The organism is Pseudomonas furukawaii, from assembly GCF_002355475.1.
In the GTDB taxonomy this organism is placed as follows: Bacteria; Pseudomonadota; Gammaproteobacteria; order Pseudomonadales; family Pseudomonadaceae; genus Metapseudomonas; species Metapseudomonas furukawaii.
The window spans coordinates 2,740,606-2,763,059 of sequence record NZ_AP014862.1 but is presented as its reverse complement, the minus strand read 5'-3'; the positions used below and the strand labels follow the sequence as shown (position 1 = coordinate 2,763,059).

Below are 22,454 nucleotides of genomic sequence, written 5' to 3'. Positions count from 1 at the left end.
TAGCCGGCTCCGATTTGGGAATCCCGACACGGGTAGGCGACGGGATTGTTCCATGTCCGGGGACGACGGGTGACGACGACCATCGGGGTGCATGGGCGTACTGACGGGGGCTGCGCAAGAGCCCGCGGCAGTCAGCGGCGCGGATGCTAGCACGATCGACGAAAAAATCCGCCAGGGTGACGAGCACCTTTCCCACGTCAGAAGTCGCGCTTGTAGAAGAGATCGAGCGAGCTCGCCAGGCCGCTGGCGGCCTCCAGGTAGAGCCGTTTGGTCAGCTCATAGCGCAGGGCCACGACGCTGGTGGAGTCCACCACGCCCAGGCCGTAGCGGAAACTCAGGCGCTCGGATAGCTGCCCCAGGGCGCCGTCCTCATCCAGCTGCAGGTCCTTCAGGCCAAGGCGCTGGGCCAGGTCGCTGGTCATCGAGGCGGTGCCCGACAGGCCCATCGCCAGGGCGGCCTGCCCCACGGCATTGCCATCGCCACCGCTGTTCAGGGGACGGCCGAGGATCAGGTAGGAAAGCGCCTGCTCCTGGCTCATGGCCGGGGTGGAGAAGACTTCCGTGGTCGGCTCGTCGGCCCGTCCGTTGAGGCGCAGCCCGGCGGTGACATCGCCGACGTTGCGCACCGCTTCGACGTCCAGGTAGGGCTGGTCCAGCGGCCCGGCGAAGAGCAACCGCGCCCGACGCAGGTCCAGTCGCTGGCCGTAGGCCCGGTAACGGCCGTTCCGAAGGACCAGTTCGCCATTGCCGGTGAGGTTGTCGCCTACCTGCAGGTGGCCCTGGAGGTCCGCCGTCAGGCCGAACCCGGCGAAGCGCAGGCGATCCTGCCCCACCTCGACGCTGACATCCATGGCCATCTGCAGGGCCTGCCGCTGTTCTTCCGGCTGGCCCAGGATGCGGGCGTCGGGCGAAACCTTGACCGCCTGGGGCGGCAGTTCGCGAATCCTGATCCGGCCACGGGGCACCTGCACCTTGCCGGTCACCGCCAGGCGTTCCCCGGCCAGGCCGATGCGCAGGTCGGGTTCCACCTCGAGGTTGGCGTAGGGCTCCACCACCAGCGGCAGTCGGCTGCCTCGCACGGCCAGGTCCACGTCCAGGCCCTGGGCCCAGGCGAGGTTGCCGGACAGGCTGCCCCGGCCTTGCTCGCCACCGCGCCATTGGCCGGAAAGCTCGAGGCTCTCCCCGGCAATTCGGGCGTCGAGGCCGAGGTCCTCGAACGGGGTGGGCAGGTCGCCACCCGCGATACGCCCCTCGCGCAGGCGCAGGTTGCCCAGCACGTAAGGCGCCTGGAGCGTGCCGCTGAGGGTCCCGCTCCCGTCCAGGCGTCCCGCCAACTCCTCCACCACAGGCAGGAACGGCCTCAGCACCGCCAGCTCGACGCCGCTCAGGCTGAACTGGCCGGACAGCGGCTTGCTGGCCGGGCGGGGGTCGATGCGGGCATCCAGTTGCAGCTGGCCGAGCCCCTGGCCCTCGAAGATGAGCTGGGTATCGATCCGCTGGGGCCGCAGGGTGCTGTCGAGCAGCAGGCGCTGGTAGGGGAAATCGAGCCAGCGGTCGTCTTCCTTCAGGCGCAAGGTGCCACTGCCGGCATCCAGGGTGATACGGCCATCGGGGCCGCTGGCCGGCAGGTCCAGCCTGAGGTCGCCGTTGAGGGTGCCCTGCCAGGCAAAGTCGGCCGGCAGCGCGTGCGCCAGGCTCGCCAGGGGGAAGTCCCGCAGCCGATAGTCCAGCCTCGGCTCCGGCATCAACCGCTGCTCACCGCCACAGAGGCTGGCAGGACCGGAGCGCCAGCAGTGGCTGCCGAAGTTGATGCGGCCGTCCGCCAGGCGCTCCAGGCGCGCGGGCGCCGCCAGTTTCCAGTCCTGCCCCTGGGACTGGACCTCGCCCCGGGCCAGTCGCCCGCGCCAGTTGCCCTTGTCGAGCTGACCGTCCAGCCCCAGTGACAGCGCCAGGACCCCGCCCTCGAGGCTGAGTTCGAGCTGCTGCCTGGCCTGGGTCCCGGATCCCTCCAGCAGCAGGGTGCCGAAGCGGGTATCGCCGGACGCCAGACCATCGGCCTGGAGGCGCAGGCCGCCGCGCTGGGCGCCATCCAGCTGCGCCTGGAGCGCCAGCGTCCTGATACGGGTGTCGCCCTGCCCCAGCCGCCTGCCATCCAGGCGCAAGGTGCCCTGGGGCGCCTGGAGGGTGCCGGCGAGGTCCAGACGCCCGCCAAGCCGGCCGAACACTCCGGGCCAGAGCTGGCCGACGCGGTTGAGGGCGAGATCGAGATGGCCGCTGAGGCGTTGTTCCAGTCGCCCCTGTCCCTCGATGCGGTTGTCCCCCAGGCGAACCTGCAGCATCCCCAGGTTCCAGCGCTCGCCTGCCCCGTCGGCCCTGGCCAGGAGCTGCGCCGGCTGGCCACGCAAGGTGCCCTTGAGGTCGAGGTCGGCATTCAGTTCCAGGCGCTCGTCGCGCCAGGTGCCACGGGAGTGCAACCGGCCCGCCAGGCGGCCGGGCAGTTCGGCCACCCAGTAGGCCGGGTCCAGGTCGCTCAGGGCCAGTTGGCTGTCCCAGCCGAGGCCTTCGGCGAAGTCGATGCGTACCTTGCCCTGGGCCTTGCCCTGCCCGGCCTTGAGCAACAGGTCCGGCAGGCTGACGCTGCCCAGGTCGCCCTCGACCGGGCTGGCCAGGGTGAAATCGCCCGCCGGCCCGCTGAAGTGTCCGTCGAATCGGCCCTGGTAGCGTTCGCGGCCATAGCGGAACTCGGCCTCGAGGCTGTGCAGCGCCACCGGCGGAGGCGATTCCTGGGGAAACAGTCGCTGCCAGGGGAAGTCACGCCATTGCAGACGGCTGTCCACCGCCAGGGCGTCCTGCCAGTCCACCCGGCCTTGCACCGCCAGCAGTTGCTGAGGCTCGCCATCGAGTTGCAGTTGGCGGATATCGGCACCGCGCGCGTCCACCTGGCCGTCGAGCCGCAAGGCCAGGGCGCCGCCCTCACCCGGCAGGTTGGCCTGGCCCTGCACGGCGTAGCCCTGCTGGAGATCGCCACGGGCGGTCAGTTGCAGCTGGTTAAGGGTCAGGGTGTCGGGCAGGTCGGGGCTGGCCTTGAAGCCGTCGGCCCGCAGGGTGGCGCTGGCCGGCAGCTGTGGGGCGAGGGGGCGCACCTCGCCGTCCAGGTGACCGTCGAGATAACCCTGGCTGTCGGCGTCGAGGCGCACCAGCCCCTGGAGATCGCCCGCCGCCTTCAGCGTGAGCGCCCAGGGCGTGTCACCCGGCGCCGGCAGTTTCAGCGTCCCCTGTACTGCCAGGGGCCAGTCGCCCTCGGGCCGCAGGTGGCCGCTGAGGTCCAGGGCCAGGTCGTCGCGGCGCAGGCTGAGGCGCTCCACATGCAGGCCGTCGGCCTGCCAGCGCGCCACCAGGTCGAGTTCCTGCAGTTGGTCGTCACCCTGCAGCAGGAAACGGCCGACCCGCACCTGGCCGATCTGTAACGCCAGGGGCAACCGGAGTTCCGGCAGGCGGAAAGGGGCACCCTCCTCGTCCGAGGTGGACGGAGGCAGGTCGAGGCGAATGCGTTCGCTGGCAAGCTCGTCGATGCACAGGGTCCGTCGCAGCAGGCAGGCGGGCGACCAGTCCAGCAGTGGCGCCTCCAGTTCGAGGCGGGTGCCATCCTGCCGCCAGGCCAGCCGCTCGGCACGCCAACGCCCACCCAGATGGCCGCTGAAGCCTTCCAGTTGCAGACCGGGAACCTGCCGCAACGCCCAACGCCCACCCGCTTCGGTGAACAGCAGGACGGCAGGCACCGCCAGCAGGGCGGCCAGGACGACCGCCAGGCCCGACAGGCCGATCTTCAGTGAGCGCCTCACAGTTCCGGCCCCATGGAGAAGTGGATGCGGAAGCCTCCCGGATCATCGAGGGCCTTGGCCAGGTCGAGGCGGATCGGCCCCACCGGCGACACCCAGCGAACCCCCAGGCCCGCACCGGTCTTCATCGCGGCGCTGAGGGAGTCCATGGCGTTGCCCCGATCGACGAAGGCGGCCAGGCGCCACTTCTCGGCGATGGGGTACTGGTACTCGGCGCTGCCCACCAGCAGGTAGCGACCGCCCACTTTCTTGCCGTTGTTGTCCTCCGGCGAAAGGGTCTGGTAGTCGTAGCCGCGCACGCTCTGGTCACCCCCGGCGAAGAAACGCAGGGAGGGCGGAATCGCCTCGAAGTCGGTGGTGGCGATGCCGCCGGTCTGCACCCGGCCCAGCAACCGATGGCCACCGGGAAGCGTGTAGAGCCCCTTGGCCATGACGCTGGCATAGGTGAAGTCGGTATCGGACAGGATGCCCTCCTTGGCGCCGCGCACATCGAACTGCAGGGAATAGCCCTGGCTGGGGTCCAGCTTGTGGTCGCTGCGGGTCACGCCATAACTGATGCCGGGAATGAGGAAACTGCTGCGGCCATCGTCACTGCCATCGCCGTAGTCGAAGGTTTCCTGCTCCCAGCGCAGGGAGATCACCCGTTGCCAGTCGTCGGGCAGCTTCGATTGCCACTGCCCACCCAGGGTGACGCGACGGCTGTCGACGTCCACCAGGTTTTCCCGCTGCACGCCGGAGGTGAAGCGCAGGGTGTCGGTCAGCGGCGGGTCCAGGGGAATCTCGTACCAGGTGCCAAGGCTCTGCCGCACCGGTGATACCTCGGTCTCGGCCCCGAGACGATGACCCTGGGCGTTGATCCAGTGCCGGGTCCAGTTGGCCCGGGCGCGCGGACCGACGTCGGTGGAGAAGCCGACGCCAAGGCCCAGGGTGCGCGGTTTGGCGGGTGTCAGTCGAACCTTCACGGGGATCAGTCGGCCCTGTCCCTTCACCGGGCTGGCGTCCACCCGCACTTCCTCGAAGTAGCCGCTGGCCTGGAGGTTCTGGCTCAGCTTGGCCACCTCGTCCGAGTCGTAGGGGGTGTTGGCCGGGAAAGGCACCAAGCGCGACAGGAGGTCGGCGTCGAACGGGGTCTCGCCCTCGAAGCTGACGCCGCCGAGGCTGTAGCGCGGCCCGCTGTCGTAGACCAGCTCGATGTCGGCAACGCCGGCGCGGGGATCGATGTCCAGGCGCTGCCGGGTGAAGCGGCCGTCGAAGAAGCCGTAGCGCAGCCCCTGGTTCTGGATCAGCTTCTTGGCGTCCTCGTAGGCACCGTGATTGAGTTGCGCCCCCGGGCTGAGCGCCTTGCTCTGTGGCACCCGGAACGCCCCCAGGCTACTGGCCTCCCCCTCGATCCGCACCGCCACGTTGCGCAGGCGCACCGGCTCACCGGGCACCACCCGCACCAGCAATACGGGGTCCTTGCCGCCCTTCACCCGGCTGCGGATCTCCGCCTGGTAGTAGCCCAGGGCCTGGGCGGCCTGGCTTGCCTGCTCCTGGGCGGAGCGGCGAAAGCGTCGCAATGCTTCTTCGTCGCGATCGGAGATGGAGCCGATGAAGGCCTCGATATTGGCCTTCAACGCGCCATTGGCGGGTTCGATCTTCACATCCAGCGTGGCCTTGGCCAGGGCCGGATTCATCGTGCAGAGCAGGCCCAGCAACAGCGGGCCGCGCAATCCTTGGCAGAAATTCATGCGCGGCATGCTACCACGAAGCTTCGGAAATACCTGTCAGCCGCTGGCCCGGATCAGGGGGCGCGGGTTGGGGTGGAAGAACACGTGCTCCACCACCGACCCCAGGGCCACCTCGCCCACTTCCTCGTAACCCTGCCGCTTGTAGAACTCCAGGTAGCGGGCGTTGCCGGTGTCCAGTACCACGCCCTGGGAGCTGTCATCGGCGGCGCACCACTCGTGCAGCGCCTCCAGCAGTTTCTCCCCCAGGTGGCGCCCCTGGAACTGGGGATGGATGCCCAGCAGCGGCAGCACGTGGTAGGGGCCGGGCGGCAGGCAGGCGAGCACCGCTTCGTGGTAGTCCAGGTAGCGGCGGGTGCAGGCGAAACCGGTGCTCAGCAGCATGCGCAGGCGCCATGCCCAGCTTTCGGTGATGTCCAGGCGCCGCTGGGGAGGGGCGATCAGGGCGATGCCTACCAGGCGGTCCTCGATCAGCAGGCCGATGGCCGGCAACTCCTGGAGAAAATGCTGCTGCACCAGTTCCCGCACCGTGGCGCGTACCCGCTGGTCATAGCCGGGGCGCTCGGATTCGAACAGGTAGGCGAAGGTGGGTTCATGGCGATAGGCGTGATAGAGCAGCGAACGCGCTTCTCGGGCATAGCCGCCATCGAGCATGCGCACCTCCACCGGCGCGTTGGGAACGTAGCCAGGCATTCACGGCACCTCGTTTGTTATGGGTTTGTCGGGCCATGAGGGAAATTAGCACCAGTTCTTCCGGGCGGCCACGCGAGTCAGCGGCCGCACGCGGCGGTTTTTCAACGCCCCGAGCTTGGGCTAGCATCCACCCTTTTCCCAGGATGCCTCGTGATGAAGATCGTTTCTTTCAATATCAACGGCCTGCGCGCCCGGCCCCATCAGTTGGAGGCGCTGATCGCCAAGCACCAGCCGGACGTGATCGGCCTGCAGGAAACCAAGGTGGCCGACGACCAGTTCCCGGAGGCGGAAATCCGCCAGCTCGGCTACCACGTCCACTACCACGGCCAGAAGGGCCACTACGGCGTCGCCCTGCTCTCCCGCCAGGAGCCGCTGTCGCTGTCCAAGGGCTTTCCCGGGGATACCGAGGATGCGCAACGCCGCTTCATCTACGGCACCTTCGCCGATGCCCAGGGCAACCCGGTCACGGTGATGAACGGCTACTTCCCCCAGGGTGAAAGCCGTGACCACCCCGTCAAGTTTCCCGCCAAGGAGCGTTTCTACGCGGACCTGCAAGGCCTGCTGGAAAACCAGTTCCAGCCCAGCCAGCCACTGGTGGTGATGGGGGACATCAACATCTCGCCGGAAGACTGCGACATCGGCATCGGCGAAGTGAACCGCAAGCGCTGGCTGAAGACCGGCAAATGCAGCTTCCTGCCGGAGGAGCGCGAATGGCTGGAGCGCCTGAAGGGCTGGGGCCTGGTGGACAGTTTCCGCCACCTCAATCCCGAGGTGAACGACCGCTTCAGCTGGTTCGACTACCGCAGCCGGGGCTTCGAGGATGAACCCAAGCGCGGACTGCGCATCGACGTGATCCTGGCCAGCCAGCCGCTCCAGGCGCGCTTTCGGGACGCCGGTATCGACTACGACCTGCGCGGCATGGACAAACCCTCGGATCATGCGCCGATCTGGCTGGAACTGGCCTGATCCGAAGGGGCCCCGTGTTCCCCTGCGTCCAGGCCCACGAACAAAGGTTCTTCGCTGATTATCGGGGAATGGACTTGCTCAAGCCGGATTGTCGAACCGCTGTCAGGTTTTGTGGGGGCTCGGCTCATTTCCGTGCAGATTGCGAGTCTCTGTTTCGCCCTCCCGGTCGAGTCCCTTTCTCAATCGCCGAAAGGAACCAAATGGCTTGCCCCTGCATCCGGCCCGGCTTCGCCGGGTCCCCTCGCTGCATCGTCGCTCCGGGGGCACGGCGCGAGGGGCCATCCATGGCCCCACACGCCTCTCGCGGCATCCATGCCGCTCGTCACCCTGCACGACGACTCCGCTCGGCCTCCTGACGGGGCACTTCGCGCGGCGTCATCGTCTTCGCCGGGTTTCAGATCGGTTTGGGCAGCAGGATGACTTGTCCCCTGCCGGCGCGAGTCACCCCTCTCCTCTTCTGGGAGAGGGGCGGGGGAGAGGGCGGTATCCGCAGACTGGGAGTTGGTCAGGGCACCACGCAAAATCGCCAATCCAGTGTGAACAGGATTTCCCCGATAATCCGCGATGAATACGAAAAAAGGCCCATCATCCGATGGGCCTTTTCAGTTTCCGCCGCCTGCCGCCTCAGGCTTCCTTCACCACCTGGGTCTGGCCGACCCGCATGATGGTCTCGATGGCCTGCTGCAGGGTCGACTCGGAATCGTAGAGGTGGCTGCGGGCGATGATTTCCTTCCTGACGCAGCGCAGCTTGAAATAGTTCTTGCCACTGGAATCGATGCGCCGCACGTAGCGCTCCTCATGGGCACAGTTCTCACGGAAGCTGGCGATGGCGCTCTCCGCAGCGCCACGGTCCGGGTACACCCCGGTGTCCAGCAGGGTCTGGGCATCGGCCGCCTTCAAACGCAGGCGCCAGGTGCCACCGCTGTTCTTGCGCAGCTCGAACCAACCACTCATCACAACACTCCTTCAGTACTTTCAGGGAATGCGCCTAAGCGCTGGACCGGACGCCCCTTTCCAGGTGCATTCCGGCAGCCGGCTACGCTACCCCTTCGCCCTGGGAGGGGCTGCCGGCCCCAGGCTTACTTGGCTGTAGGAACGCCCTACCCCATCCATACGATATTTCGACGGATTCGCCGGAAGCCCGATTCCAGGGCCTTTTCTGTCATCTCTCCGTCACCCGACTGACTTAATCTCGCGGCTCCTTCACCCCCTTCCTACAAGGTGTCTGCCCATGCCGCGCGCCACGACCGCCAGCGACAAGGAGCTCTGGGGCCAGGCCCTCAGCCTGCTGCTGCTCGGTTTCATCTGCTATGCCTTCCCCTGGTCGGTGCTTGCCGCCGAGGTGGCGCCCTCGCTGCGCATCCAGGGCTCCAACACCATCGGCGCCAAACTGGGGCCGGCGCTGGTCAGGGGCATGCTGGAAGAGGAAGGCATCCGGGGGATTCGCCAGGTTCCGGGCGAGCGTGAAAACGAAGTGCATATCGAGGGCCAGGACGCCCAGGGCCGTGCCGTGCGCATCGAGCTGGCCGCCCACGGCTCCTCCACGGGGTTCAGTGCCCTCGGTGACGGCAGCGCCGACCTGGCGGCCTCCTCGCGCCCCATCAAGGACGCCGAGGCACAGGCCCTCAGCGCCTTCGGCGACCTGCGCAGCCCCTACTCGGAGCAGGTGATCGCCATCGACGGGCTGGCCATTATCCTGCACCCCGGCAACCCGCTGCGGGCGCTGAGCACTGCCCAGCTGGCGGCGGTATTCGCCGGCGAGGTGAGCACCTGGGAAGAACTGGGAAGCCAGGGAGGCGCCATCCGCCTCTATGCCCGGGATGACCAGTCCGGTACCTACGACACCTTCAAGGAGCTGGTGCTGGCCCGCCAGGGCAAGTCGCTGGCGGCCGGCGCCCAACGCTTCGAATCCAGCGACCGGTTGTCCGCCGCGGTCAGCGCCGATCCCCAGGGCATCGGCTTCGTCGGCCTGGCGTCCATCGGCCAGGCCAGGGCGCTGGCCATCGTCGACGGCGAGTCCCAGCCCATGGCCCCCAGCACCGACCTGATCGCCACCGAGGACTATCCCCTGTCGCGCCGGCTCTACCTCTACATGAAGCCCGGCGAGCAGAACCCCTGGGCCGATGCGCTGCTGCGCTTCGCGCAGAGCCCCCCTGGCCAGGCGATCGTGGAACGGAGCGGGTTCATCGCCCAGCAGGTGGGCGCCGTCCGCATGGCGCCGCGCGCCGACATGCCGGAGGACTACCGCACCCTGGCCACCGAAGCCGAGCGCCTGTCGGTGAACTTCCGCTTCCAGGAAGGCAGTGCCAGCCTCGACAACAAGGCCCTTCGGGATGTGCAACGGCTGGTGGACTACCTGAAGCAGCGCGGCAAGCTGCAACGCAAGGTGGTGCTGGTGGGCTTCGGCGATGCCAAGGCGGATCCGCAGCGGGCCGAACTGCTGTCCCGCCTCCGGGCGATGGCGGTACGCCGGGAACTGGCCAAGGGCGGCGTGGCACTCAAGGACGTGAAGGGATTCGGCGACGTGCTGCCAGTGGCGGCCAACTCGGCCGAGGATGGGCGGAATCGTAATCGCCGGGTCGAGGTCTGGGTGTACTGAGCGGACGGTCAGCAGGATGGGTAGAGCGACGCGAACCCATCAACCCCGAGCGATGGGTTTCGCACCTCAACCCATCCTGCGCAGGCAAGGCCCCACCCCACTCGGGAGCGGGGCCCAACGCCGTCAGAAATCGAGGCGGGCGCTGAGGGTGTAGTTGCGCGGATCGCCGTAGATGGCGCCGCCGAAGTTGCCGATGCTGCTGAAGTACTTCTCGTCGGTCAGGTTGTTGCCGTTGACGGCCAGGGATACCTGCTCGGTGAGCTGGTACCTGGCCATGGCATCCAGCAGCCAGTAGCTGCCCTGGGTGTAGCGCGGGGTGATGTCGTCGGTCCAGATCCTGCTCTGGTAGCTGGCGGAACCGCCAAGGGTCAGCTTGTCGAAGCGGCCCGGCAGGCGGTAGGCGGTGGACAGGCGGAACAGGTCCTCCGGCTCGGTGGTGGAGACCTTGTCATCGTCCCCGTCGCGGGTCACGCGGTGGGTGTAGCCACCCTGCACCTGCCAGTTCCGGGCCAGCTCACCGGCCACCTCGAACTCGATGCCCCTGGTCTCCGCACCGCTGATGGCGCGGTAGATGCCTGCGTTGGTGGCCGGGTCCGTGCCGACCAGGTCCGCCAGGTTGTCCTGCTTGACATGGAACAGCGCGGCGCTGGCGTTGAGGCGGCCATCGAAGAATTCGCCTTTCAGGCCGAGTTCGTAGGCATCCCCTTCTTCCGGCTCGATCAAGGCGCCGCTGGCATCCTTCTCGGATTCGTGGGGTTTGAAGATGCGGGTGTAGCTGGCATAGACCGAGTAGGTCCGGTCCAGGTCGTAGACCACGCCCGCATAGGGCACCACCACGCCGCTCTCCTGGGCGTCCTGCACCCGGGTGCGGCTGCCGGTGGCGAAGAGGTTGCGCGTGGTGTCCAGCTGCCAGTCGGAGACCCGGGCGCCCAGGATGATCGACAGGTCGTCGGAAGGCTTGAGGCGGCTCGCCAGGTAAGCCGCCGTTTCCTTCAACTCGGTTTCGTCCCTGTAGATCGGGTTGCCCCAATCCGGTTTGGGGAAGTTGCCGTTCCAGTTGAAGATGTTGTCGGCCATGCCGAACAGGAAAGGCCAGTTGGTCGCATCGTGGTCGATATCCCGATGGGAAACCCCCGCCATCAACTCATGCTCGCGCCCCATCAACTGGAAGGGACCGCTGGCATGGAGGTCGTAGGCGTTCTGCACCGCCTCGTAGCGGTACTTGCCGAGCCAGATGCCCATGCCGCTGCCATCCACCGGATTCGGGTTGCCGCTGCCGGCGGAACCCAGGGTGATGGGCGAATCGGTCCTGGTGTGAGCGATCGAACCCTTCACCACCCAGTCATTGGCCAGGCGCTGTTCCAGGGTCACGAAGGCGTTGTCCGTGGTGTTGTCCCATTGGCTCCATCGGGTGCCGGGGTTGAAGGAGCGTGGAAGGGCGAACTCATCGCCGTTGCTGTCGTACACCGGGGTGGAATCGCCCCAGGACGAGCCTTCCGGCCGATTGGTCTGGCGGCTCAGGCCCGCGCTCAGCAGCAGGTCGTCGGTGATATCGGTCTCGAGGATGCCGTAGAACACCTGCTTCTTCTCGGACAGGTGGTCCATGAAGGACTGGCGGTCCTCGTAGGCGGAAACGAAGCGGCCGCGCACATTGCCCTCGGAGGTCAGGGCGCCGCCGATGTCGAACTCGCCCCGGTAGGTGTCCCAGCTTCCGGCGCTGGTGGACGCGTATCCGGACAGTTCCCTGGTGGGACGCTTGCGCACCAGGTTGACGGTGGCGGAGGGGCTGCCGAAGCCGCTGAGCAGGCCGTTGGAACCACGCAGCACCTCGACGCGGTCGTAGATCACCATGTCCGCCTGGTCGATGCCGTTGCCGAAGCGGAAGGCGGCCGGAATGCCGTCGATCTGGAAGTTGTCGATCTCGAAGCCACGGGCCGAGAAGGTCGCACGGCTGCTGTCGAACCCGCTCACCGTCACGCCCGGTGTCTTCGCCAGGACGTCCGACAGGCTGGTGAGGTTCTGGTCATCCATCTGCTGCCGCGTGATGACGCTGATCGATTGGGGGGTCTCGCGAGGCGACAGCGCCAGCCGGGTGGCGCTCCGGGTCGTTCCCGTGGTGTAGGAGCCCGTGCCCTCGGTGGTTTCGCCCAGGCGCTCGTCGGTGATCGCCGTGGCGCCCAGTTCCAGCGCCCCCTCAGTCTTCGATCGATCCTGCGCAAACCCCGCCCCGGCCTGCAGGGCGAGGGTCACGCCCAGCACCGCGATGGACAGTGGATGACGGGTGTGGCGGGTGAACACGGACTCCCCAGCCGTGTCTACCCCGTTGAACGCATATCGCTGTTGCACTCTCAAAACCCCTTGAATGGTGTGTCCATGTGTTGGCGGCTAACCACGGGGTTGGTTGGATCACGGCGCTCTTTGTCGGCGCCTGGTGTCGCGCTGGCGTCGATGCCTGGCGACCGGGGCAGAATCCTACCCGCTATTAGGATTAATTCACAGATAGGAATACATGCTATTTAGGCGCAGCTATGAAAACACCTACGACGGGCAAAGAATTGTTACAGCACCCTCGCTGCCCTTTCTGACGACGAACGGCTAGCCTTTTTAATGTGACGCCGGGCCCCTCTGACGGCTTGCCAACCGCCATGTCGGAGTCACGTTTCATCAACGACACTCAGGAGGGGCTCATGGCAGCTCTACAGGCTTTTCTAACGGCCGACTTCCTCGGCACCGCCATCTGGTTGTGGCTCGCCTTCCTCGCCATCGTCCTCGCCCTGCTGGTCTTCGACCTCGGGGTGCTGCACCGCGACCAGCATGAAATCGAGATGCGCGAGAGCCTTCTGCTCTACGGCGGCTACTTCGGCGTCGGCGTGCTGTTCGGTGTCTGGGTCTGGTTCGAACTGGGCGCCCAGAGCGCCATCGAGTTCTACACCGGCTTCCTGGTGGAACAGTCGCTGTCCATGGACAACGTCTTCGTCATGGCGATGATCTTCGGCTTCTTCGCCATCCCCCGCCGCTATCAGCACCGCGTGCTGTTCTGGGGCATCCTCGGCGTGGTGGTGCTGCGGGCCATCATGATCGGCCTGGGCAGTGCCCTGGTGAAGGAGTTCGACTGGATCCTCTACGTCTTCGGTGCCTTCCTGCTGTTCACCGGCGTGAAGATGCTGTTCTCCCGGGAGGAGTCCCACCCGGACCTGGCCAACAACCCGGTGCTCAAGTTCGTTCGCCGCCATATCCGTGTCACCGACGACCTCCACGGCTCGCACTTCTTCGTGCGCCTGAAGCAGCCCGGCCAGAGCAAGGCCCTGCTCTACGCCACCCCGCTGTTCCTGGCCCTGGTGCTGATCGAACTGGCCGACCTGGTGTTCGCGGTGGACAGCGTCCCGGCGATCTTCGCCATCACCCAGGACCCCTTCATCGTCTACACCTCGAACATCTTCGCCATCCTCGGCCTCCGCGCCCTCTACTTCGCCCTGGCGGCCCTGATGCACCGCTTCGTCTACCTGAAGTACGCCCTGGCCCTGGTGCTGATCTTCATCGGCGGCAAGATTTTCCTGCACGGGCTCATCGGCAAGATTCCCCCGCTGCTGTCCCTTGGCGTAACCTTCGGGCTGCTGGCCGGTGGTGTGGTCCTGTCTCTGCTGAAGACACGTGATCGTCCGGTCGAGAAATCCGGAGATTTGGAAAAGCATGGCTGAGGTACGGATCGAATCGTTCGACAAGGCGGGCAAGACCTTCTGGCGTGTCCGCCTGGGGCAGCGCAGCCTGACCTTCCATGAGGAACTGGCGGCCCGCGCCTTCGCCGCCCAGCTGCACCTGCGCATGGGCTGGCTGAAGGCCAGAAACCCCGCGCCGGAGAACGACCTGTAGGAGCGAGCTTGCTCGCGAACAGCCGCAGCCACGCCATTCGCCGGCAAGCCGGCTCCTACGAATCCGGGGCCTTGATGGGTTTCGCTTCGCTCTACGCCATCCTACGAACCAGCTTGTAGGAGCGAGCTTGCTCGCGAACCTTCGCCGGCAAGCCGGCTCCTACGAATCCGAGGCCTTGATGGGTTTCGCTTCGCTCTACGCCATCCTACGAACCAGCCCGTGGGAACGAGCTTGCTCGCGCCCCCCCTCCGCGCCATTCGCCGGCAAGCCGGCTCCTACATAGAGAAAGGCCCGCATCGCGCGGGCCTTCTTCATCTCGGGGCGATCGGACTCAATGGTCGCCGCGCAGCGCGTCCCTGGGTACGTACTTGCCGATCTCGATCTTGCCGATGGCCGCGCGGTGCACTTCGTCGGGGCCGTCCGCCAGGCGCAGGGTGCGCTGCATGGCGTACATGTAGGCCAGCGGGAAGTCGCTGGAGACGCCGGCGCCACCGTGCATCTGGATGGCACGGTCGATCACCCGCAGGGCGACGTTGGGCGCCACCACCTTGATCTGGGCGATCTCGCTCTTGGCCACCTTGTTGCCCACGGTGTCCATCATGTACGCCGCCTTCAGGGTCAGCAGGCGGGCCATGTCGATCTCCATCCGCGAATCGGCGATCTTGTCCACGTTGCCACCCAGTCGCGCGAGCGGGCGACCGAAGGCGGTGCGGCTCACGGCGCGCTTGCACATCAGTTCCAGCGCGCGCTCGGCCATGCCGATGGAGCGCATGCAGTGGTGGATCCGGCCCGGGCCAAGGCGACCCTGGGCGATCTCGAAGCCGCGCCCCTCGCCGAGCAGCACGTTCTCGTAAGGTACCCGCACGTTCTCGAACACCACCTCGGCGTGGCCGTGGGGGGCGTCGTCGTAGCCGAACACCGGCAGCGGGCGGAGGATCTTCACGCCGGGGGTGTCGGTGGGCACCAGGATCATCGAGTGCTGCTGGTGGCGCGGCGCGTCCGGGTTGGTCAGGCCCATGAAGATCATGATCTTGCAGCGCGGGTCGCAGGCCCCGGAGGTCCACCACTTGCGGCCATTGATGACCCACTCGTCACCCTGGCGCTCGGCGCGGGCTTCCATATTGGTGGCGTCGGACGAGGCCACGCCCGGCTCGGTCATGGCGAAGGCGGAACGAATCTCGCCACGCAGCAGCGGCTCCAGCCACTGGCGCTTCTGCTCCTCGTTGGCGTAGCGCACCAGCACTTCCATGTTGCCGGTATCCGGCGCGGAGCAGTTGAAGGGTTCCGGGCCCAGCAGGGAGCGCCCCATGATCTCGGCCAGCGGTGCGTATTCCATGTTGGTGAGGCCTGCGCCGTACTCGGACTCGGGCAGGAACAGGTTCCACAGGCCTTCCGCCTTCGCCTTGGCCTTCAGCTCTTCCATGATGGCGGTGGGCTGCCAGCGATCGCCCTCGGCGACCTGCTGCTCGAATACGGGCTCGGCGGAATAGACATAGGCATCCATGAATGCGGTGACACGTTCACGCAGTTCCTGGACCTTCGGGGAGTAGGCGAAATCCATGCGGGGCTACCTTCTGGGGCTGTGAGGTGGGACTGGTAAGGATGCTAGTTCAGGGCGTAAGATTTCCCTAGCCTATTTTCTCCATGTATGAACATTCATCACCGATATATAGCCCACTGATAAGAACAACGTAGAGGAGCACGCACGGCATGAATCTGAACAAGGTAGACCTCAACCTATTCATCGTCTTCGACGCCATCTACACCGAGGCCAACCTGACGCGCGCCGGCCAGATCGTCGGCATCACCCAGCCCGCCGTTTCCAACGCCCTCGCCCGCCTCCGGGAGACCTTCAACGACCCGCTCTTCGTCCGTACCGCCCAGGGCATGGTGCCCACGCCCATGGCGCAGAACATCATCGGCCCGGTGCGCAACGCCCTGCAGCTGTTGCGGGTGTCGGTCCAGGAAAGCCGTACCTTCAATCCGGCCCAGGCCAACAAGACCTACCGCATCAGCATGACCGACCTCACCGAAACGGTGATCCTGCCACCGTTGTTCCAGCGCCTGCGCCGCCTGGCGCCGACGGTGCAGATCGAAAGCTTCCTGGCCAAGCGCCGGGAAACCACCAAGGAGCTGGCGGCCGGCCGTCTGGACTTCGCCGTGGACGCGCCGCTGAACACCGACCCCCAGGTCCGCCACGTCAAGCTGATCGAGGATCGCTACGTCTGCGCCATGCGCCGTGGCCACCCGCTGGCCAAGGACAAGATCACCCTGGACGAGTACCTGTCGCTCTCCCACATCCATATTTCCAGCCGCCGCAGCGGCCTCGGCTACATCGACCTGTCGCTGGGCAAGATGGGCATCCAGCGCAAGGTCACCCTGCGCTCCCAGCACTACCTGATGGCCTCCACCGTGCTCCACGGTACCGACCTCGCCATCACCGTGCCCGAGCGCTTCGCCCGCCGCCAGGACCTGCACTACGTGGACCTGCCGGTGAACGACGTGCCCTCCCTGGAAACCCACCTCTACTGGCACGAAAGCACCGACCAGGACCCGGCCAACCGCTGGATGCGCGAGCAGATCATCGAGATCTGCCAGCAGGTCACCGCGCAGGAGCAGAAAGAGCAGAAAGAGCTGAAAGAGCTGAAAGAACGGACCTGATCGCCGCCACCGGGGCAGCCTGGCTGCCCCTGGTCAATGGCCCGGCCCTAGCGACCGAACTGCGGCGGGCGCTTCTCGACGAAGGCGCCCATGCCTTCCTTCTGGTCCGGGGTGGCGAACACCGCCTGGAACATCCGCCGCTCGAAGCGCAGCCCCTCCGCCATCGATCCCTCGTCCACCCGGTTGACGCATTCCTTGAGCATCATCACCGCCGTACGTGACTGCGCGGCGATGGCCTGGGCGCTCGCCAGGGCCTGATCCAGCAGCTCCGCCAGCGGCACCACCCGCGCCACCACGCCGGCCCGCTCGGCCTCGGCAGCGTCCATGCTGCGACCGCTGAGCACCATCTCCATGGCCTTGGCCCGGCCCACCAGCCGGGTCAGGCGCTGCACACCACCGGCACCGGGGATCACCCCCAGTTTCACCTCCGGCAGGCCGAAGCGGGCGTTGTCGGCGGCGATGATGAAGTCGCACATCAGCGCCAACTCGAAGCCGCCCCCCAGGGCGTGACCGGCGACCGCGGCGATGATCGGCTTGCGGCGCTGCGCCACCCGGTCCCAGCGGCCGAGGAAATCGTCCAGGTAGGTTCCCGGGAAGCACAGGGGGGCCATTTCCTTCACATCGGCGCCGGCGGCGAAGGCCTTGCGGGAGCCGGTGATCAGGATGCTACCGATGCTGGCATCGCGCTCGAAGCCGTCCAGCACCTGGTTCAGCTCGTCGATGAGTCGCGTGTTGATGGCGTTCAGGGCATCGGGTCGGTTGAGGGTGACCAGGCCGACAGCGCCGGCCTGCTCCACCAACAGGGTTTCGTAGGTCATGGGGAATCCCGAGCAGGTTGGAATTGGGGATGGTTCAGGGAGGATGCCGCGCTTCGCATCCACCACGGGCGGGCGAGTTGGCGCCGCCCGGTGGACGGGAAAGGCGATGCCCGCCGTGCGGACCGGGACTCAGAGGCTGCGCGCGATCACCATCCGCTGAACGTCCGAGGTGCCTTCGTAGATCTGGCACACGCGCACGTCGCGGTAGATGCGCTCCACCGGGAAGTCCTTCAGGTAGCCGTAGCCGCCCAGGGTCTGGATCGCCGCCGAGCAGACTTCCTCGGCCATTTCCGAGGCGAACAGCTTGGCCATGGAAGCCTCGGTCAGGCAGGGCAGGCCCGCCTCGCGCAGGCTGGCGGCGTGATGGACCATCTGCCGCGCGACGGCAATCTTCGTGGCCATGTCCGCCAGGCGGAAGGCCACGGCCTGGTGCTCGATGATCGGCTTGCCGAAGGTCTTGCGCTCGTGGGCGTAGTCCCGCGCCGCCTCGAAGGCCGCCCGCGCCATGCCCACCGACTGCGCGGCGATGCCGATGCGCCCGCCTTCGAGGTTGGACAGGGCGATGCGGTAGCCCTCGCCCTCCTCGCCCAGGCGCAGGGACGCGGGGATGCGCACGTCATCCAGCTGGATCTGGCAGGTGTCGGACGCATGCTGGCCGAGCTTCTCCTCCACGCGCACCACCTGATAGCCGGGGGTGTCGGTGGGCACGATGAAGGCGCTGATGCCCTTCTTGCCGGCCTGCGGGTCGGTGACGGCGAAGACAATCACCATCCCGGCGTGGCTGCCGGAAGTGATGAACTGCTTGGCGCCGTTCAGCACGTAGTGATCGCCGTCGCGCCGGGCGCGGGTGCGCAGGTCGCTGGCGTCCGAGCCGGCCTGGGGTTCGGTGAGGGCGAAGGCGCCGATCATCCGGCCTTCGGCCAGCGGGCGGAGGAAGCGGGTTTTCTGCTCCTCGCTGCCGTACTTGAGGATGGGCATGCAGCCCACCGAGTTGTGCACGCTCATGATGGTGGAGCAGGCGCCATCACCGGCGGCGATCTCCTCCAGGGCCATGGCGTAGGCCAGGTGGCCGGTGGCGGCGCCGCCCCACTCCTCCGGCACCAGCATGCCGAGGAAGCCCAGCTCGGCCATCTCGCGGATGGCCTCGGCAGGAAAGCGGTGCTCACGGTCCCAGTCGGCGGCGAAGGGTTTCAGCCGCTCCTGGGCGAACTGGCGGGCCATGTCGCGGATCTGGATGTCGTCTTCGGAGGGAATCATGGTCAGCTCCTTCAGCGAATTCGTTCGATGGCGACGGCGGTGGCTTCGCCGCCACCGATGCACACCGAGGCCACGCCCCGGTCGAGGTCGTACTGGGTCAGCGCATTGAGCAGGGTCACCAGCACCCGCGCCCCCGAAGCGCCGATGGGATGGCCGAGGGCACAGGCACCGCCGTGGACGTTGATGCGCTCATGGGCGATGTCCAGGTCACGCATGGCCACCATGGGCACCACCGCGAAGGCTTCGTTCACCTCGAACAGGTCCACGTCCGCCAGGCTCCAGCCGGTGCGGGCCAGCAGGCGCTGGATGGAACCCACCGGCGCGGTGGTGAAGAGGTTCGGCGCATGGGCGAAGGACGCGTGGCCGGCGATCCGGGCCAGCGGCGTGAGGCCGCGCTTCTCCGCCTCGGACAGGCGCATCAGCAGCAGCGACGCGGCGCCATCGGAGATGGAACTGGCGTTGGCGGCGGTCACGGTGCCGCCTTCGCGGAAGGCCGGCTTCAGGGTGGGGATCTTGTCCAGGCGTGCCTTGGGCGGCTGCTCATCCTGGTCGATGGTGCGGGTCTCGCGGCCGGCCCTGGCCTCGACGGCGACGATCTCGGCGGCGAAGCGCCCCTCGCTCATGGCCTTCTGCGCACGGGTCAGGGAAGCGATAGCGAAAGCGTCCTGCTGCTCGCGGGTGAAGCCGTAGGCCTGGGCGCAGTCCTCGGCGAAGGTGCCCATCAGGCGGCCCTTGTCGTAGGCGTCTTCCAGACCGTCGAGGAACATGTGGTCCAGCACCTTGCCGTGGCCCATGCGGTAGCCGGAACGGGCCCTCTCCAGCAGGTAGGGCGCGTTGGACATGCTCTCCATGCCCCCGGCCAGCACCACCTCGACGCTGCCGGCGGCCAGCAGGTCGTGGCCCAGCATCACGGCCTTCATGCCGGAGCCGCACATCTTGTTGACCGTGGAACAGACCACGCCCTGGGGCAGTCCGGCACCGAGGGCGGCCTGGCGCGCCGGCGCCTGACCCTGGCCGGCCTGCAGCACGCAGCCGGTGATGACCTCGTCCACGGCGTCGGCCGCGAGCCCGGCCCGTTCCAGGGCGGCGCGGTTGGCGACGGCGCCCAGTTGCGCGGCGGTCATGTCCTTGAAGTCGCCGAGGAAGCCGCCCATGGGAGTACGGACGGCGCTGACGATGACGATGGGATCGGAAACATTCATTGCAGGGTTCCTCATTAGGTAGCCCGGATGAAATCCGGGGGCCTGACGTTGGGCTTCGCTACGCTCAACTCCAACCTACTTGGCGGCCATGCGGATGGCGCCGTCGAGGCGGATCACCTCGCCGTTGAGCATGACGTTCTCGATGATGTGACGGACCAGCGCGGCGTACTCGGCCGGACGCCCCAGGCGCGGCGGGAAAGGCACCGAGGCGCCCAGGGAGTCGCGGACTTCCTGGGGCATGGCGGCCATCATCGGCGTTTCGAAGATGCCGGGGGCGATGCACATCACGCGGATGCCGGAGCGCGCCAGGTCACGGGCGATGGGCAGGGTCATGGCGGCCACGCCGCCCTTGGAGGCGGAGTACGCCGCCTGGCCCATCTGCCCGTCGAAGGCCGCCACCGAGGCGGTGTTGATGATGACTCCGCGCTCGCCTTCGGCATTGGGTTCCGCGCCGGCCATGGCCTCGGCGGCCAGGCGCAGCATGTTGAAGCTGCCGATCAGGTTCACCTCGACGACCCGGCGGAAGCTCTCCAGGCCATGGGGGCCGTTGCGGCCCACCACCTTCTCCGCCGGCGCGATCCCCGCGCAGTTGACCAGCCCGTGCAGGCCACCGAAGGCCTCCCGGGCCGCAGCCACGGCCTGGCGGGCGTCGTCCTCGCGGGTGATGTCGGCACGGACGAAACGGGCCTGGGCACCCAGTTCCTCGACGGCGGCGGCGCCGGCTTCGGCATTGATGTCCACCAGCACCACCCGGCCGCCCTGCCCCACCAGCTCACGGGCGGTGGCCAGGCCAAGACCGGAGCTGCCGCCGGTCACCAGGAATACGGATTGTTCGATACGCACGTTGCAAACTCCTCGGGATCAGTGAGCGGCGGCCGCCTGGGCCTTGGCGATTTCCTGGTTGCGCAGGAGGAAGCGCTGGATCTTGCCGCTCGGGGTCTTGGGCAGTTCCGCGACGAATTCGATCTCGCGCGGGTAGGCATGGGCGGAGAGGCGCTTGCGCACGTACTGCTGCAGCGTCTCCGCCAGGGTTTCGTCCGGCGCGTGACCGGCGTGCAGCACCACGAAGGCCTTCACCAGTTCGGTGCGCTCCGGGTCGGGCTTGCCGATCACCGCCGCTTCGATCACGGCCGGGTGCTCGATCAGCGCGCTCTCCACGTCGAAGGGGCCGACCCGGTAGCCGGAAGTGGTGATCACGTCGTCGGCACGGCCAACGAAGCTGATGCTGCCGTCCTCGTTCAGCTCCACGGTGTCGCCACTGAGATAGTAGTCGCCGACGAAGGCGCGGGTTTCCATTCCCCGGTAGCCGGGGAACCAGAACAGCGGCGAGCGCGCACGGTCCAGCGCCAGGATGCCCGGCTGGCCGGCGGACAGTTCACGGTGCTGCTCGTCCAGCACCACCACCCGGTGTCCAGGCATGGCGAAGCCGGCGGCGCCCAGGCGCACCGGGTGCTCCAGGGCGTGATGGTTGCACAGCACCATGCCCAGTTCGGTCTGCCCGTAATGGTCATGGATGGTGCAGCCCAGGCCCTCGGAGAACCAGCGAATCACTTCCGGCGTCAGCGGCTCGCCGGCGCTGCTGACCGCGCGGAGCTGGCCTTTCAGGGCCGCTTCCACCTCGTCGCGGGCGGCCAGCAGCAGGCGGTACGCGGTGGGCGAGCCGGCCAGGTTGGTGATGCCGTACTCGCGGATCACCCGGCAGGTGCTCTCCACGGTGAAACCGCCTTCGAAGAAGGTGGTGGCATGCCCCATGGCGAGCGGGCCGGTCACCGCGTAGTAGAGGCCATAGGCCCAGCCCGGATCGGCGAGGTTCCAGAACCGGTCCTCGGGGCGCAGGTCCACCGCATCGCGCATGTAGCTGACGAAGGCGACCATCGCTTTCAGCGGCACTTCCAGGGGTTTGGCGAGGCCGGTGGTGCCTGAGGTGAACATCAGCAGGAAGGGATCGTCGCCACGGCGCATCACCGGCGCGAATTCCGCCGGCTGGCGGTCCAGTTCGGCCCAGAAGTCCGCGCCGAGGGTGAGCGCCGGCGGCGCGTCCGTCACCTCGTCGAGTTTCGGTCGGTTGGCCAGGTCGGTGACCACCAGCTTCGACCCGGCGCCCTGCACACGGTGCTCGATGGCCTTGGGCCCGAAGGCGGTGAACAGCGGCTGGTAGATCGCCCCCGCACGCCAGGTGCCGAGGATGGTGATCAGCAGTTCCGGCGTGCGCGGCAACATCCCCGACACGCAGTCGCCGGCACCGATACCGCGGCTGGCGAGCAGATTCGCGAAGCGCGCGGAGGCTTCCTTGAGCTGGTCGAAGGTCCAGTTGGCCCGCTCGCCGTTGCGCCCTTCCCAGACCAGGGCGACGCGGTCGGACCCTGCATGGCGGTCGCAGCATTCCACGCAGGCGTTGAGGGCATCGAGCCGGCCCGCCAGGGTGCCGGAGACGGCACGGGCGTAATCGAACTCGCGGGCAGCGGTGAAGTAATCGCGCATCGGGGTGGCCTCCCGGATTGTTCTTGTTGGATAGCCGGATGGTCGCGCCGAGGGCGGGTGGCGGCAATGTCGAAAGACATCAACCTGGGTGAGCGGATTTGACAGGGAGGGGCGCTGAATCCGCGCCGGTCAGGGCGCGGACAGTCGTAGGGTGGACCACGCGTCACCGGTCCACCATCGGAGGCCGGCATGGCGCCGCTGGTGGATGAAAACAGCGTCATCCACCCTACGCGTGGGAGCGGATCAGTAGGTCACCGACCAAACGTTGGGCTTCGCTGCGCTCTGCACCAACCTACAAGTCTCCACCTAGGATGGGTTGAGCGAAGCGATACCCATCAGCC

General features: G+C 67.2%; 16 protein-coding genes. 5 read left to right on the top strand and 11 right to left on the bottom strand.

The genetic code is table 11. The features are described 5' to 3' along the window. Positions 1-197: 197 nt before the first annotated feature. Genes KF707C_RS12870 through KF707C_RS12860 form a run of 3 tightly spaced genes read right to left on the bottom strand, consistent with a single transcriptional unit; the run spans position 198 to position 6,259 of the window. Positions 198-3,842 (bottom strand): translocation/assembly module TamB domain-containing protein, encoded by a 3,645-nt coding sequence (locus tag KF707C_RS12870; RefSeq protein ID WP_003449201.1) that lies wholly within the window; start codon positions 3,840-3,842, stop codon positions 198-200. Beyond that, positions 3,839-5,569, bottom strand: a complete 1,731-nt coding sequence (locus tag KF707C_RS12865; RefSeq protein WP_036991610.1) for an autotransporter assembly complex protein TamA — start codon at positions 5,567-5,569, stop codon at positions 3,839-3,841. Before KF707C_RS12865 ends, KF707C_RS12870 begins: the two co-directional genes overlap by 4 nt. A 36-nt stretch (positions 5,570-5,605) precedes the next feature. Beyond that, positions 5,606-6,259 carry a GNAT family N-acetyltransferase gene (locus KF707C_RS12860; RefSeq protein ID WP_003449203.1) on the bottom strand — a complete coding sequence of 218 codons (654 nt, stop codon included), beginning with the start codon at positions 6,257-6,259 and terminating at the stop codon, positions 5,606-5,608. A 153-nt stretch (positions 6,260-6,412) separates the two neighbouring features. On the opposite strand from KF707C_RS12860, the gene xthA reads away from it, so the two are divergent. Further along, complete coding sequence (gene xthA, locus KF707C_RS12855; RefSeq protein WP_003449205.1) at positions 6,413-7,225, top strand: exodeoxyribonuclease III; 813 nt, start codon at positions 6,413-6,415, stop codon at positions 7,223-7,225. A 624-nt stretch (positions 7,226-7,849) separates the two neighbouring features. Here the strand turns inward: xthA and KF707C_RS12850 are convergent. Beyond that, on the bottom strand, positions 7,850-8,179 hold the full coding sequence (locus KF707C_RS12850; protein WP_003449086.1) for a YegP family protein: 330 nt from the start codon (positions 8,177-8,179) through the stop codon (positions 7,850-7,852). Between the two features lie 277 nt (positions 8,180-8,456). On the opposite strand from KF707C_RS12850, the gene KF707C_RS12845 reads away from it, so the two are divergent. Beyond that, the gene (locus KF707C_RS12845; protein WP_003449083.1) at positions 8,457-9,824 is read left to right on the top strand and encodes a substrate-binding domain-containing protein; all 1,368 of its coding nucleotides are present in this window, start codon (positions 8,457-8,459) and stop codon (positions 9,822-9,824) included. A gap of 123 nt (positions 9,825-9,947) precedes the next feature. Here the strand turns inward: KF707C_RS12845 and KF707C_RS12840 are convergent, their stop codons facing one another. Beyond that, positions 9,948-12,122, bottom strand: coding sequence for a TonB-dependent siderophore receptor (locus tag KF707C_RS12840; RefSeq protein ID WP_003449080.1), 2,175 nt, complete (start codon positions 12,120-12,122; stop codon positions 9,948-9,950). A gap of 389 nt (positions 12,123-12,511) precedes the next feature. On the opposite strand from KF707C_RS12840, the gene KF707C_RS12835 reads away from it, so the two are divergent. Together KF707C_RS12835 and KF707C_RS12830 are read left to right on the top strand one after the other, a co-directional pair. After that, positions 12,512-13,522 carry a TerC family protein gene (locus tag KF707C_RS12835; protein WP_003449076.1) on the top strand — a complete coding sequence of 337 codons (1,011 nt, stop codon included), beginning with the start codon at positions 12,512-12,514 and terminating at the stop codon, positions 13,520-13,522. Further along, positions 13,515-13,694 carry a hypothetical protein gene (locus KF707C_RS12830; protein WP_003449074.1) on the top strand — a complete coding sequence of 60 codons (180 nt, stop codon included), beginning with the start codon at positions 13,515-13,517 and terminating at the stop codon, positions 13,692-13,694. The genes KF707C_RS12835 and KF707C_RS12830 overlap by 8 nt, the downstream gene beginning before the upstream one ends. A 331-nt stretch (positions 13,695-14,025) precedes the next feature. On the opposite strand, the gene KF707C_RS12825 is transcribed toward KF707C_RS12830, so the two are convergent. Next, the gene (locus tag KF707C_RS12825; protein ID WP_003449072.1) at positions 14,026-15,255 is read right to left on the bottom strand and encodes an acyl-CoA dehydrogenase; all 1,230 of its coding nucleotides are present in this window, start codon (positions 15,253-15,255) and stop codon (positions 14,026-14,028) included. Positions 15,256-15,404: 149 nt separating this feature from the next. On the opposite strand from KF707C_RS12825, the gene KF707C_RS12820 reads away from it, so the two are divergent. Beyond that, positions 15,405-16,355 (top strand): LysR family transcriptional regulator, encoded by a 951-nt coding sequence (locus KF707C_RS12820; protein ID WP_003449070.1) that lies wholly within the window; start codon positions 15,405-15,407, stop codon positions 16,353-16,355. Positions 16,356-16,402: 47 nt separating this feature from the next. On the opposite strand, the gene KF707C_RS12815 is transcribed toward KF707C_RS12820, so the two are convergent. The 5 genes from KF707C_RS12815 to KF707C_RS12795 form a co-directional block, all read right to left on the bottom strand. Beyond that, positions 16,403-17,173 (bottom strand): enoyl-CoA hydratase-related protein, encoded by a 771-nt coding sequence (locus KF707C_RS12815; RefSeq protein WP_003449068.1) that lies wholly within the window; start codon positions 17,171-17,173, stop codon positions 16,403-16,405. 129 nt (positions 17,174-17,302) lie between these two features. Further along, entirely contained in the window at positions 17,303-18,430 is a 1,128-nt protein-coding gene (locus KF707C_RS12810) for an acyl-CoA dehydrogenase family protein (RefSeq protein WP_003449067.1), read from the bottom strand. 11 nt (positions 18,431-18,441) lie between these two features. Continuing rightward, entirely contained in the window at positions 18,442-19,632 is a 1,191-nt protein-coding gene (locus KF707C_RS12805) for an acetyl-CoA C-acyltransferase (RefSeq protein ID WP_003449066.1), read from the bottom strand. A gap of 75 nt (positions 19,633-19,707) precedes the next feature. Beyond that, on the bottom strand, positions 19,708-20,475 hold the full coding sequence (locus KF707C_RS12800) for a 3-hydroxyacyl-CoA dehydrogenase (protein WP_003449064.1): 768 nt from the start codon (positions 20,473-20,475) through the stop codon (positions 19,708-19,710). An 18-nt stretch (positions 20,476-20,493) separates the two neighbouring features. Further along, positions 20,494-22,113, bottom strand: coding sequence for an acyl-CoA synthetase (locus KF707C_RS12795; protein WP_003449063.1), 1,620 nt, complete (start codon positions 22,111-22,113; stop codon positions 20,494-20,496). Positions 22,114-22,454: the final 341 nt, after the last annotated feature.

Bases quoted from the DNA above. Each gene is read 5' to 3' on its own strand.
- KF707C_RS12805 (WP_003449066.1), bottom strand. From the start codon at position 19,632: ATGAATGTTTCCGATCCCATCGTCATCGTCAGCGCCGTCCGTACTCCC.
- KF707C_RS12810 (WP_003449067.1), bottom strand. From the start codon at position 18,430: ATGATTCCCTCCGAAGACGACATCCAGATCCGCGACATGGCCCGCCAG.
- KF707C_RS12860 (WP_003449203.1), bottom strand. From the start codon at position 6,259: ATGCCTGGCTACGTTCCCAACGCGCCGGTGGAGGTGCGCATGCTCGAT.
- KF707C_RS12825 (WP_003449072.1), bottom strand. From the start codon at position 15,255: ATGGATTTCGCCTACTCCCCGAAGGTCCAGGAACTGCGTGAACGTGTC.
- KF707C_RS12865 (WP_036991610.1), bottom strand. From the start codon at position 5,569: ATGAATTTCTGCCAAGGATTGCGCGGCCCGCTGTTGCTGGGCCTGCTC.
- KF707C_RS12850 (WP_003449086.1), bottom strand. From the start codon at position 8,179: ATGAGTGGTTGGTTCGAGCTGCGCAAGAACAGCGGTGGCACCTGGCGC.
- xthA (WP_003449205.1), top strand. From the start codon at position 6,413: ATGAAGATCGTTTCTTTCAATATCAACGGCCTGCGCGCCCGGCCCCAT.
- KF707C_RS12820 (WP_003449070.1), top strand. From the start codon at position 15,405: ATGAATCTGAACAAGGTAGACCTCAACCTATTCATCGTCTTCGACGCC.
- KF707C_RS12835 (WP_003449076.1), top strand. From the start codon at position 12,512: ATGGCAGCTCTACAGGCTTTTCTAACGGCCGACTTCCTCGGCACCGCC.
- KF707C_RS12830 (WP_003449074.1), top strand. From the start codon at position 13,515: ATGGCTGAGGTACGGATCGAATCGTTCGACAAGGCGGGCAAGACCTTC.
- KF707C_RS12845 (WP_003449083.1), top strand. From the start codon at position 8,457: ATGCCGCGCGCCACGACCGCCAGCGACAAGGAGCTCTGGGGCCAGGCC.
- KF707C_RS12815 (WP_003449068.1), bottom strand. From the start codon at position 17,173: ATGACCTACGAAACCCTGTTGGTGGAGCAGGCCGGCGCTGTCGGCCTG.
- KF707C_RS12795 (WP_003449063.1), bottom strand. From the start codon at position 22,113: ATGCGCGATTACTTCACCGCTGCCCGCGAGTTCGATTACGCCCGTGCC.